Origin of the sequence: Paenibacillus sp. IHB B 3415 (assembly GCF_000802655.2) — a bacterium.
In the GTDB taxonomy this organism is placed as follows: domain Bacteria; phylum Bacillota; class Bacilli; order Paenibacillales; family Paenibacillaceae; genus Paenibacillus_AQ; species Paenibacillus_AQ phytohabitans.
The window spans coordinates 1-13,216 of the sequence record NZ_JUEI01000054.1 but is presented as its reverse complement, the minus strand read 5'-3'; the positions used below and the strand labels follow the sequence as shown (position 1 = coordinate 13,216).

At 57.1% G+C, this 13,216-nt stretch carries 9 protein-coding genes; all 9 read left to right on the top strand.

The annotated features are described in order from the left end of the window. Positions 1–36: 36 nt before the first annotated feature. The 9 genes from QW71_RS22225 to QW71_RS22185 all read left to right on the top strand — a co-directional run bounded on the left by QW71_RS22225 (position 37) and on the right by QW71_RS22185 (position 12,950). Entirely contained in the window at positions 37–504 is a 468-nt protein-coding gene (locus QW71_RS22225) for a RidA family protein (protein ID WP_039303920.1), read from the top strand. After that, positions 501–1,598 carry an alanine racemase gene (locus QW71_RS22220; protein WP_039303919.1) on the top strand — a complete coding sequence of 366 codons (1,098 nt, stop codon included), beginning with the start codon at positions 501–503 and terminating at the stop codon, positions 1,596–1,598. The genes QW71_RS22225 and QW71_RS22220 overlap by 4 nt, the downstream gene beginning before the upstream one ends. Before the next feature lie 147 nt (positions 1,599–1,745). Next, positions 1,746–2,933, top strand: a complete 1,188-nt coding sequence (locus tag QW71_RS22215; protein ID WP_039303918.1) for a M20 family metallopeptidase — start codon at positions 1,746–1,748, stop codon at positions 2,931–2,933. Between the two features lies 1 nt (position 2,934). Then, positions 2,935–3,993, top strand: a complete 1,059-nt coding sequence (locus QW71_RS22210; RefSeq protein ID WP_039303917.1) for a Gfo/Idh/MocA family protein — start codon at positions 2,935–2,937, stop codon at positions 3,991–3,993. A gap of 369 nt (positions 3,994–4,362) precedes the next feature. Continuing rightward, positions 4,363–5,220, top strand: a complete 858-nt coding sequence (locus tag QW71_RS22205; protein ID WP_039303915.1) for a sugar phosphate isomerase/epimerase — start codon at positions 4,363–4,365, stop codon at positions 5,218–5,220. Between the two features lie 52 nt (positions 5,221–5,272). Further along, positions 5,273–8,380, top strand: coding sequence for a beta-galactosidase (locus QW71_RS22200; protein WP_083442672.1), 3,108 nt, complete (start codon positions 5,273–5,275; stop codon positions 8,378–8,380). Positions 8,381–8,414: 34 nt separating this feature from the next. Then, entirely contained in the window at positions 8,415–9,275 is an 861-nt protein-coding gene (locus tag QW71_RS22195; protein WP_200905961.1) for a sugar phosphate isomerase/epimerase, read from the top strand. 49 nt (positions 9,276–9,324) lie between these two features. Then, positions 9,325–11,628, top strand: a complete 2,304-nt coding sequence (locus tag QW71_RS22190; RefSeq protein WP_039303908.1) for a glycoside hydrolase family 3 N-terminal domain-containing protein — start codon at positions 9,325–9,327, stop codon at positions 11,626–11,628. Positions 11,629–11,630: 2 nt separating this feature from the next. Next, positions 11,631–12,950, top strand: a complete 1,320-nt coding sequence (locus QW71_RS22185; RefSeq protein ID WP_039303907.1) for a glycoside hydrolase family 125 protein — start codon at positions 11,631–11,633, stop codon at positions 12,948–12,950. Positions 12,951–13,216 lie beyond the last annotated feature (266 nt).

Genomic DNA, 13,216 nt, shown 5'->3' with positions numbered 1-13,216 from the left:
ATTAGTAACAACATTTGAATCTAAGGAGCGAGAAGCATGGGAAATGTTGAGAAGCTGCTCGAAGAGAAAGGAATTGTACTGGGCAAGGTGCCTCCTGCTGTAGCGACCTATGTACCTGCCAAGCAGGTGGGCAATGTCGTATATACCTCGGGCAATGACTGCCGTATTAACGGAACACTGATGCTGACGGGCAAGGTGGGCTCCGATCTGACCGTGGAGCAGGGCTATGCCGCCGCCCGGCAGGTGGCAATTAATCTCCTGGCCGTGCTCAAGGAGCATCTGGGAGAGCTGGACCGGATTAAGCAGGTGGTGAAGATGCTGGCTTTTGTCAATTCGGCTCCGGGCTTTGTGGAGCAGCCGTATGTCATCAATGGTGCGTCGGATCTGCTCGTAGAGGTGCTGGGTGACAAAGGCAGACATGCCCGCTCAGCGATCTCGGCCAATGAGCTGCCCTTTGATACCCCGGTGGAAATCGAGCTGATTGTAGAGGTAACAGAAGCATGAGCCTCTATGGGGACTTGCCGACACCTTCCGCAATCATTGACATGGATATTCTGCAGCGCAACATTGACGGCATGGCAGGGCGGCTCAAAGCTTGTGGAATCCAGCATCGTCCGCATATCAAATCGCATAAATCAGTTGCAATCGCTAAGCTGCAGCTGGCCGCTGGCGCCATCGGAATTACGACAGCCAAGCTGGCGGAGGCCGAAGTGTTTGCAGCTGCTGGCGTGGAATCGATTCTGATCGCTTATCCGCTGATCGGTGCGGATAAGCTGGACCGGTTCGCCGCGCTGCATATGAAGTGCGGGATGATCACCACAGTTGACAGCATCGCCGGAGCCGCCGGTCTGTCGGAGGTCGGCGTGCGGACCGGAAAGCCGGTGGAGGTGCTGATCGAGATCGACGGCGGGCTGCACCGGGGAGGCCGACAGGCAGGTGAGGATGCCTTGCAGTTTGCTGGGGCCATCCAGGAGCTGCCGGGCATCCGGATCGCCGGGGTGATGGGCTATTTCGGAACGATATACCAGAATACCGGCGAGGCCACTTTCATCGAAGCCACCCGTGAGGAAGCAGCGCTGATGCTGGATACGGCAGCAATGTTCAGGGAAGCTGGGCTGCCGGTGGATGTAATCAGCACGGGATCTTCGCCCGCTGCCCTGATGTGCCGGGAGCTGGATGGGGTGACGGAGGTGCGTGCGGGAAACTATGTGTTTTTTGATGCTTCCGGTGTAGGGATGGGGCTTGCGTCTGAGGAGGATTGCGCGCTGCGCGTGATTGCCACTGTAGTAAGTACACCCTTGCCTGGGCTGGCAACCATCGATGCGGGCACCAAAAGCCTGACTAGTGACAAAGCCCACGGGCGCGACGGCTTCGGCATTATTGTCGGACATCCGCAGGTGAAGCTGGCTGCGCTGAATGAAGAGCATGGCTTCCTGCAGTTTGACCCGCTCTCGGAGCCGTTTCAGATCGGGGACCGGATCGAAATTATTCCGAACCATTCCTGTGTCATTCCAAATCTCAATAACCGTGTAGCAGGTGTTCGTAAGGGCCGGTGGTCAGAATGGATTACGGTGAATGCCCGCGGCTGTAATACGTGATGGAGGGACAGCTCCATGCTATATAGAGTGGATTCAAGAATCTAACTTGCTGCACTGGCGAAATCCTTAATCTGCAATGGTATCGCCAGTCTGCCGGGCATGAAAGATGACAGAAACAACCGTACGTAAAAGGAGGCTGGCTTATCTATGGGACAGGTGGAGATCGACCCGGCAGAAGTCACCCGGGTGTTGCAGGAGCTGGTGGCTATTCCAAGTGTCAATCCGGCCTTTGAAGGGGGCTGTGGGGAGGCAAGTGTCGCAGATTATGTGAAGCAGTATCTGGCAGAGCACGGAATTTCTTACCTGGAGCAGCCTGTAGAGCCGGGCCGCAGCAACATTATAGGGATGCTGCCGGGTGAGCATCCCGGCCCTGTGCTGCTGCTGGAGGCGCATATGGATACCGTTCAGACCACCGGGATGACCATTGACCCGTTCGCCGGAACTGTGATGGACGGCAGGCTGTACGGGCGCGGCGCCTGCGATACCAAAGGCTCGCTGGCTGCAATGCTGGTCGCCATGGCTGCGCTGAAACGCAGCGGCCTGCCGCTTCCGGTGGGCGTGCATGTGGCTGCAATCGTAGATGAGGAGTACCGCTACACCGGAGTCAGCAGGCTTGCTGCCTCAATCGACTCCGGTGAGCTGAGTTATTGCGGAGCGGTTGTCGGGGAACCGACCGGACTCCACCGGGTAATCGCCCATAAGGGCTGCGTGCGGTTCTATATTGATGTGCACGGCAAGCCGGGCCACAGCTCCGAACCGGACAAAGGCGTCAATGCGATAGAACAGATGGCCGAGGTGATCCGCTATCTGAAGGAAGAGATGGCACCATTGTATGCTCTGCAGGAGCATACAATGGTCGGAGCGCCGACGCACTGCATCAGCGAGATCACCGGCGGAGCTGCGCCGAATACAATACCGGGCAGCTGCCGTATCACCATCGACCGGCGGACGGTTCCGGGCGAGGAGCCGCTGGAGGTATGGCAGGGATTCAAGGATAAACTGCAGGAGCTGAAGCAGAATGTTCCGGGTTTGCAGTTTACCGTACAGGAGCCGTTTATTATCGACTATGCGATGGAGACCTCCGGCAGTCATCCGCTGGTGCTCCAGCTGGCATCGGCAGTTGCCGGTTATGCTGAAGGGCGGCTTGAACATGGGGCCGCTTATGGGACGGATGCCAGCAAGCTGGCGCGTGTCTCCGTGCCGTCGGTTGTTTTTGGACCGGGGGATATCGGCCAGGCGCATACGGATAACGAATGGGTCCTTGTACAGGAGGTAGTCTCCGCGGCTTCGGCACTGGCCGATTTGGTTCTCCATTATAGAAGGGATGGGATGTGACATGGCTATCATCAAAATCGGCATCGTAGGAGTAGGCACCATTTCTGAGCTGCACCTGAATGCCTACCGCAATAACCCGGATGTACAGATCCATGCAGTATGCGATCTGAATGAGGCGCGGGCCAAGCTGACCGCTGACAAATATGGTGCGGCCAAAATTTATACCGGTTACCGGGAGATGTTCGCGGAAGCGGGGATTAATGCGGTCAGCATCTGCACCTGGAACAATACGCACGAGGAAATTGCCGTTGCCGCTGTTCAGGCCGGCATTGATGTGCTGCTGGAGAAGCCGCTGACCACCACGGTGGAATCCGCACTGCGGATAGAAGAGGCGGTGAACAGGTCAGGTCAGATTCTGCAAATCGGCTATGTTCGGCGTTATGACAACAACGCTCAGCTCGTCAAGCAGTTTACGGATCTTGGTGAATTCGGAGCGTTCTATTATGCGCGGGCCTCCAGTATCCGGCGGATCGGAAATCCCGGTGGCTGGTTCGCGGACAAATCGCGTTCCGGCGGGGGGCCTGTCATTGATATCGGCGTTCATGTTGTGGACCTCTGCTGGTATCTGATGGGCCGGCCCAAGGTGAAATCCGTCTCTGCCAACACCTATTATCAGCTTGGCAACCGGTCGAATGTGCAGCATTTGGCCGCCTACCGGGCTGCGGATTACGATGCTGCTGCAAGCTCAGTGGAGGATATGGCTAATGCGCTGATCCGCTTCGAAGGCGGAGCTTCCCTGATGCTTGACGCCAGCTTCACTCTGCATGCCAAAGAGAACAAGACAACCATTCAACTCTATGGGGACAAGGGCGGGGTTGAGGTTGATCCGGTGCTGTCCTTCACCACGGAGAAGAATAATACGATTCTCAATACTACACCGCAGACAACACATCCCGGATTTCATCTGGACACTGCTTTTCAGAATGAGATCGATCATTTCGTCGAATGTGTGCAGCAGCGCCGCGAGCCGCTAAGTCCGGTGTCGGACGGCGTAGAGATCATGCGCATGCTGTGCGGGATTTACGAATCGGCGGAGCTGGGGAAGGAAATTGTTTTTTGAGTGATTGAGGAGAGCGTTTAGCTGAAGCCGGAAGTTAAGATTAACGGCTCAGGCCGGCCATAATGTTGTACGTACTGCAACTTGAGTTCTTGGGAAATTGGGGATTCGTAACAATTGTTGTATGAAATACAGGAATCCTCTGCAATATCCGCTCGCAGGAGCATAAATGCTGCCTTTCATACAACATTCTTTGAATAAGAGCAGAATTTTGAGGGGAATGTTGTATTTTCTGCAGGATTGTAAGATCGATAGCGGGATTAGAACTGGAGGAGCAGGAGCGGTAGCGCGATCGAAAACTTGCTGCGGTCATCATTTATCGTAGTCAATGTCATTAAGCGAATGCTATCTAAACTTTAGGAGTGATAAAAAATGAAGCTTGGCGTAAGCACCTACAGTTTGTATAAAGCGATTCAGAGCGGTGAGATGGATGTTCTGGACGTCATCGAATGGACGGCAGCCGCAGGCGGGGAGCATGTCGAGCTGGTGCCGGTCGGATACGATCTGCATAAACAGGATGGTCTTGCTGAGCAAATCCGCAGCAAAGCGGCCGAATGCGGCATAGAGCTGTCCAATTATGCCGTGCGCGGCAATCTGATTACAGAGAGTGAAGAGAGCTTTCATGCCGAGATTGCCCGGCTGAAGACGGAAGTGGACATGGCAGTCCGGCTCGGCGTGAAGCTGCTGCGGCATGATGCCGCTACACATCCGGATACGTCAATCCGGCATTACAGGAAGCAGTTCGCCCGGCTGACTGAAGGCTGCCGTGAGATAGCCGATTACGCGGCGGGCTTCGGCATTACCACCAGCATCGAGAACCATGGCTATTTCCTGCAGGCCAGCGACCGTGTGCTTGGACTGGTGGATGCCGTTGACCGGGAAAACTTCCGTACTACGCTGGATATTGGCAATTTCGTCGTCGTCGATGAAGACCCGCTGGCGGCAGTCCAGAAGAATGCCCCCTATGCTTCCATGGTGCATTTCAAGGATTTCTACATACGCCCGGGGGACCGCGATCCCGGCGGCGGCTGGTTCCGCAGCGCAGCAGGGCGGTATTTGCTGGGGGCTGTTGCAGGTCATGGCGATCTGGAGCTTGCGGCCATCACATCGGCTGTCAAGAACTCCGGTTACGACGGCTTTATCTCAATTGAGTTTGAAGGACGCGAAGAATGCAAAGTTGGAACACAGCTGGCCATGGAGAATGTCCGGCGACTGTGGGAGCAGGCATAGGGTAGAGCCCAGCAACCTGCACTCTGCACAACAACAAGAAACGGGGATGGACATGAACATACTGGTATTTTACGACGAGACATTTCCTTATTCGGGTGACAGGCCATCCCGCAGCATTCTTGAAGGTCTGAATCAATGGGCAACTGTGGCGGATGCATCTGAACTGGCAGAACGCCTCCAGGCTGGCGGCTGGGATGCGCTGGTTCAGCTGCATGGCCCCTACTTTCCCAAAGCGGCCTGGAACGATATCCATGCTTACCTGCGCAGCGGCGGCGGGCTGCTGAATACCGGCGGAATTCCTTTCCGCGAGCCTGTAACTGCAGGAGCAGAAGGCTGGAAGGTAGAGCGCCCGCAGGTTGCATACCACCAGCTGTTGAACCTTCATGATGCACTGGCGGTCAGCCCCGCTCCGGTCGTCCGCTTCAAAGCTTCCTCCGAATATCCGCTGCTTGAGAATGATGAGGCGCTGTTCACGGTTAAGCCTACGTGGGGACTTACACTGCAGCCCACCAAAACAAGCGATATCCCCGAGGAGATGGGTGCCTGCGGCCCGATGGATATGTTCATCTATCCGCTGCTGACCGGGACGGACAGCACGGGACGTGAGCGTTCCGCTCCGGTTGTACTGCTGGAGCTGTACAAGGGAGACTATGCCGGAAGCCGCTGGATTCTGATCAATCAGGAGCTGGATGAACTCTTCTGGAGCACCGGCGGGCCGGAGCTGCTGCGCAAGCTCGCGGAATATACTGCTCAGGGCGTAACAGAAATATGGCTGAAGAGCAGTTTTGCCTCATACGAGCCAGGGGAGCAGGCGCTGCTGACCTTGCAGCTTCAGTCGTTGTCGCGGACTTCTGCGCCGGATACTGTGTGGCATTTCAGGCTGGAAGTGAGTAAGGATGGAATGGATGAAGTGTTGTGGGAGGCCCGGGCGGAGCTGAACGCGGGACCGGCCGCACCGGATTTGCAGTTTGTGCGTTTGCCGGTTCCCCTGCGGCTTGAGCCGGGTCTGTACCGTGTAAGCTGCACTGCGGAATCCACGCGCGGGGAGAGGCGTGTACTTACGCAGGCCTTCTGGGGGATGGACCGGGCGCTTCTGCAGAGCGGGGAGCCGCTGAGCGCGGGCCGCGATTATTTCCGCCGGGGCGGCAAACCGGTCCCGATCGTGGGCATGACCTATATGACCTCGGATGTCTCACGGAAATTTCTGCAGCTGCCGAATGTGGACCGCTGGGAGACAGATATGGCCGAGATGAAGCGTGCCGGAATTAATCTGATCCGCACCGGGATCTGGACCGGCTACCGGATGGTCATGTTCGCGGACGGACATGCCGCCGAAGATATCATGCGTGCGGTGGATGCCTTTGTGCTGACCGCCAAGCGGCATGAGCTGGAAGTAACGTTTACCTTCTTCTCCTTCGCGCCGGAAGCGTGGGAAGGAGAGAATCCTTATCTGGACCCGCGCTCTGTAGAGGCGCAGAAACGCTTCATTGCCTCCATCGTTTCCCGCCAGAAAGGGACTACCAACGTGCACTGGGATCTGATCAACGAGCCCTCGCTGTTTCATCCGCGCCGCGTTTTTGAAGGGCCGTACACAGCTGGCGACCGTTTCGAGCAGGCGGCATGGAGCGAATGGCTGCGCGTTAAATATGGCAACGATATTGCTGCACTCCAGGAGCGCTGGAATATGACGCCCGGCCAGTTGCCTTCGTTCGAAGCTGCCGTTGCGCCGGACCCGAATGACACGTACTTCCAGAGTGTGGTGCAGCCGAAGAAATGGCTGCGCTGGACGGATTTTTCCCTGTTCAGCATGGATATGCATAACCGCTGGGCCTCAGAGCTGATTGGAGCCATCCGCCGCTCCGATCCGTCGCATCTGGCGACGGTGGGCCAGGATGAGGGCATCTGCTCGCAGCGGCCTTCTCCGTTCTTTTATGCAGAGACTGTGGATTATACAACAGTTCATACCTGGTGGCAGATGGATCACCTCGGCTGGGACGGGATCTTCACCAAGACGCCCGATAAGCCGAATCTCATTCAGGAGACCGGCATTATGCATGTCCAGCGTCCGGACGGGATCGCCAAACGCATGGAAGAGGAGCTGCGCAACATCCTGGAACGCAAATATGCCTATTCCTTCTCGACAGGCGGTGCAGGTGCGGTGCAGTGGATCTGGAACACCAATTACTTCATGAATAACGCCAATGAGTCTAATATCGGTGCCCTGCGTGCCGATGGAACCCAGAAGCCGGAAGCGGATGTCTCCTATGATTTCGGCAGCTTTATGGCGGAGATCGGCGGGCTGTTCGAGTCGCGGGAGCTGGAGGAGATTGCGGTGGTCTATCCGTTCTCGAATGATTTCTCGAACCGCAAGCTGGCCTTTGAGGCTACGACCCAGGCCGTGCGGGTATTGGCGTTCGGAATGAACGTACACCCGCGCGGGATTGGCGAATATCATCTGGAGGCGCTGGAGCGCCATCCGGCCAAGCTGATTATTGTGCCAAGTGCGCATAACTTCGCGGATGAAGCCTTCGGACAACTGCTGGAGCTAGCCCGGCAGGGAAGTACGGTGCTATGGAGCGGGCCGCTGCGGCTGGATGAGCATTGGGGACCGGCCGGGGATCGTCTTCGTGAAGAGCTTGGCAGGCTTGAGCACGGCAATATCCTGCGCGAGGAAATGCTGAAGCTGGGAGAGGAGCGTTTCCCTGTAGCTTTTGGCCAGAAGAAAATCGGCAATCTGGCAGTGGAACGGCCTGCCGGATGCAGAGGGGAACAGGGAGTGCTGGAGGTAGCCATTGGAGCAGGCAGGTTCATGTATTGTCCGCTGCCCGTGGAGCTGAATGAACGCTGGGAGCCGATCCAGGCGCTATACGCATCAGCGGTCAAGACGGCTGGAGTACAGCCGGAGCTGCACTGGCTTCAAGGCGGAGAGCTGCCGGGCGTTTACGGGCGCAAGCTCGCTTTTGCGGGCGGCAGCCTGTACATCTTCGTATCCGAATACGGTGCTGATGCCGGGATTACTGTGCGCGATCCGCAGCACGGTGCGGAGTATACCTTCACATTGGAGCAGGAGCGTACGGTGATGTTCGCCGCTGATCTTGAGGGGCGCCTGTTGGCAGTCTACCGTCCGCAGCAGGTGCAAATCGAAGTGAATCTTCAATAACATATATGCAGGTATAGAGGAAGGGTGAACAATAATGGGTTTGTCCAATAAAATCGGTGTGATCGCCGATAGCTTCGGCCGGGATCTGCGCAGCAATCTGCGGACCGCCAGAGACATCGGCGCAGAAGGTGTACAGCTCTGGGCGATCCAGGGCGAAATGGACCCGGCCAAGCTGCCGGCACAGGACCGGAAGGCTATTAAGGCTTATCTGGCGGAGCTTAATCTTGAGCTGTCAGCGCTGTGTGCGGATTACGGCGGGCAGGGTTTCAAGAATCCGGCGGAGAATGGCTGGAAAATCAGCAAGTCGAAGCTAGCGCTCGACCTTGCGCTTGATCTGGACTGCCACATCGTTACGACGCATATAGGGATTGTGCCGGAAGATCCCGGTGACCCGGAATATGCCATTCTGCAGGAGGCCTGCAATGAGCTGGCTGTATATGCTTCCGCGCGCGGCGGCTACTTCGCCATCGAGACGGGGCCGGAGCCTGCGGCCAGATTGAAATCCTTCCTGGATTCGCTGGATACCCAAGGAATGTCTGTAAACTTTGACCCGGCGAATATGGTCATGGTGACCGGAGATGATCCCGTCCAGGGAGTGTATACTTTGCGTGACTATATTGTGCACACTCATGTCAAAGACGGCGTGAGACTGCGCGAGGTCGATCCGTATGATGTGTATGGCGTGCTGGATCATGAGCGGATTGCGGTAATGGGCGAGAGCGGAGCAGGCTTCCGGGAGGTTCCTCCGGGCGAAGGGAGCGTTGATTTCCCTGCTTATTTCTCTGCCCTTCAGGATATCGGCTATAAGGGGTATCTGACCGTGGAAAGAGAAGTCGGCGACCGTCCTGAAGACGATATCGCCGCAGCTGTGAAATTCATCGGGCAGTTCCGGTAAGCTAGGCGACGAGAATAGCGTGATTTGTGAGGAAGGAGAGGTCTGCACTATGGATTACAAAAATGCTTCATTACCGGTTGACAAGCGTGTAGCCGATCTCCTTAGCCGCATGACAATTGAGGAGAAGATCGGGCAGCTGATCCAGCCCTTCGGGTGGAAAAGCTATCTCAGGCGGGAGGACGGCACCGTTGATATAACGGAAGAATTCATGTCGATGATGGAGGCGGGCGGGATCGGCTCGCTGTACGGGACACTCCGCGCCGATCCGTGGACTGGGGTGACGCTGGAGAATGGCCTGTCTCCTGCAGAAGGGGCGGAGGCATTGAATGTGCTCCAGCGGTATGCGCTGGAGCACACCCGGCTGGGTATTCCCATCCTGTTCGGCGAGGAATGCTCGCATGGGCACATGGCGGTCGGGGCCACGGTGTTCCCGGTTCCTCTTGTGGTAGGCAGCGCCTGGAACCCGGAGCTGTATGAGGAGATGTGCCGGGCGGTTGCTGTTGAAACGCGCAGCCAGGGGGGAGCTGTTACCTATTCCCCGGTGCTGGATGTCGTCCGCGATCCGCGCTGGGGACGGACCGAGGAGACCTACGGTGAAGATCCGTACCTGGCTGGTGTACTGGCCGTTGCTGCAGTGAAGGGACTGCAGGGCCAGTCGCTGGATTCAGCGGACAGCATTGCGGCTACACTGAAGCATTTTACCGGATACGGCAGCCCGGAGGGCGGACGCAACGGAGCTCCGGCACATCTGGGCCTGCGGGAGCTGCATGAGACCGATCTCTACCCGTTCCGCAAAGCAGTGGAGGCCGGAGCTTCTTCCATAATGCCTGCCTATAATGAAATCGACGGTGTGCCCTGCACCTCAAACCGCTACCTACTGGAGGAAGTGCTGCGGCAGGAGTGGGGATTTGACGGACTTGTGATCACCGACTGCGGCGCAATTGAAATGCTGCAAAGCGGTCACAATACGGCTGCGACCGGGGAAGAGGCGGTAGCGGCGGCGGTCAAGGCCGGAGTGGATATGGAAATGTCAGGCGGGATGTTCCGGGGGCATCTGGCACCGGCGCTTGAGCAGAACGCTGTAGCGGCAGCGGAGCTGGATCTGGCGGTCAGCCGGGTGCTTACGCTGAAGTTCCGGCTCGGTTTGTTCGAGCGTCCATTCGCTGATCCCGCACGGGCCAAGGAGGTTATTGGCAGTAAGGCACATAAGCAGCTGGCCCGGCGGATAGCGGAGGAAGGAATCATTCTGCTGAAAAATAACAGCCGGACCCTGCCGCTCAGCAAGGACATCGGCAGCCTTGCCGTCATCGGGCCCAACGCCCATTCGCCCTATAACCAGCTGGGCGATTATACCTCACCCCAGCCGGAGGGGCAGATCGTGACTGTGCTGGAAGGAATCCGCAATCAGCTCGGCTATGAGCGGGTGCACTACGCACCGGGCTGCCGGATTAAAGACGGCTCGCGGGAGGGATTTCCGCGTGCGCTGGAGGCTGCCGCGCAGGCGGATGCCACCGTGCTGGTCATCGGCGGTTCAAGCGCCCGCGATTTCGGCGGCGGAACCATCGATTTGCGCACCGGGGCCTCCCTCGTAACGGATCATGTCTGGAGTGACATGGACTGCGGGGAAGGCATAGACCGTTCTACACTCCATCTGCTCGGTGTCCAGCTGGAGCTTGCCCGGGAACTCCGCAAGCTGGATAAGCCGCTGATTGTCGTCTACATCAATGGCAGGCCGGTCACGGAGCCGTGGATTGATGAGCAGGCCGATGCCATTCTGGAAGCCTGGTATCCCGGACAGGAGGGCGGAAACGCCATTGCTGATATCCTGTTCGGAGAAGTGAACCCGTCCGGACGTCTGCCGCTGACCCTGCCGAAGCATGTCGGCCAGCTGCCGCTGAATTATAATTCGCGCAGGACACGGGGCAAGCGGTATCTGGAGTCCGATCTGTCGCCGCAGTATCCGTTCGGCTTCGGGCTTAGCTATACGGAGTTTCAGTACAGCGGCCTGCGGATTGAACCCGGAGTTATCGGCCCGGATGAAGAAGCGCTGGTGCATGTTGACGTGAGCAACGCGGGGAGTCTTGCCGGGGCAGAAGTTGTCCAGCTCTATGTGTCAGATCTTGCGGCTTCGGTCACCCGCCCCGAGCTGGCGCTCAAAGGCTTCAGCAAAATCCGGCTTCAGCCCGGGGAGCGCAGGACGGTTACTTTTCCGCTGAACCGGGAGCATCTGGAGCTGGTCGGCATGGATCTCCGGCGGATTGTTGAGCCTGGCGAATTCATGGTGCGGGTAGGCTCACACTCGGCTTCTACGGTCAGCTGCAGCCTGACCGTCCGTGAAAGCGGGGTGCAGTAAATTTGGACTCTTTTAAATTGCCGTCTATAACAATGCCTGCTTTGAAGCTGCCGCAATCTGTGCAGGCGGTTCTGAAGGAAGCGGAACAGAAGCTCAGTCACCGTCCAAGACTCTTGAAGCAATTTCTTAATTGTTTCCCGAACACGCTGGAAACGACCACGAAGCTAATGGAGGATGGAACGACCTTTGTCATCACCAGGGATATCCCGGCGATGTGGCTGCGCGATTCGGTGGAGCAGATGATGCATTACACTCCGCTCCTTGCAGACGATCAGGATTTGCAGCGGATGGTGAGCGGGCTGATCCGCCGTCATGTTCATTGTGCCGGCATTGATCTGTATGCGAATGCTTTCAATGAAGCGGTCAATGACTGGCACTGGAATGCGGGAGACGAGACGGAGATGTCTCCATGGGTCTGGGAGCGCAAATTCGAGCTGGACTCCTTATGCTTCACGATCCGCCTGGCGTATGCCTATTGGAAAGAGACGGGGAAGGCAGAACTATTTGACGAGGGCTTCAAAGAAATGCTGCTGGGGATCTTGAAGCTGTGGAAGACCGAGCAGCATCATCAGGAGCAATCCGCCTACAGCTTCAGCCGCAGCAATTGTCCCTTCCATGATACGCTGCGCAGCGGCGAACGCGGCATGCCGGTCAATTATACCGGCATGATCTGGTCGGGCTTCCGGCCCAGTGATGACGCCTGTGATTTCCACTACCATATCCCGTCCAACATGTTCGCTGCCGTCTCGCTCGGCCAGATGCAGGAGATTGCAAGCTTAGTCTTCCGTGACTGCAGGATGGCTGCTGAAATGGCTGAGCTTGAAGGAGAGATCAGGCACGGAATTGAGCTGTACGGCAAATACCGTCATCCTGAGTTTGGCGTTATTTATGCCTACGAGACGGATGGCTACGGCAATTACAGTCTGATGGACGACGCAGGAACACCGGGGCTGCTGTCCATTCCGTACCTGGGCTATGCCAGCAGCGATGATGAAATTTACCGCAATACCCGGCGGTTTATTCTCAGCAAGCATAATCCCTTCTATTATGAGGGAACGGCTGCCCGGGGAATCGGCAGTCCGCATACGCCGGAGGGCTACATCTGGCCCATGTCCTTGTCCATGCAGGGCTTGACTGCCTCGACAGATGCAGAGATGCTTGAGATGATCGCGCTGCTGGAAGCTACGGATGCCGGAACCGGCTATATGCATGAAGGGTTTCTGGCCGATGATCCCTCGGTCTATACCCGGCCATGGTTCGCTTGGTCGAATAGCCTGTTCGCCGGGCTGGTTCATCAGGCGCTGAAGAAGAATCTGCTGTGAATAACAGCAGTACGTTTCTGCGTAAGAACAGCGGCGCACCCAGTTGTGAATGGGAAGTGCCGCTGTTTTTGGTCTGATCATCTGCCCAGGGCTGCACGGTGTTATCCCGATTGCATTGCCGCCGCCGCAGGGTCCTCTCGCGCCCTGAGCCGATTTTAGTTTATGCGAAACCTGTACAACGAACAACGTACAACAATCCACTCAGCTAAGGCGCCTATCTGGCGGAAATCTTGCACAGAATACAACAATCCGTGCCTCTAAGGCCC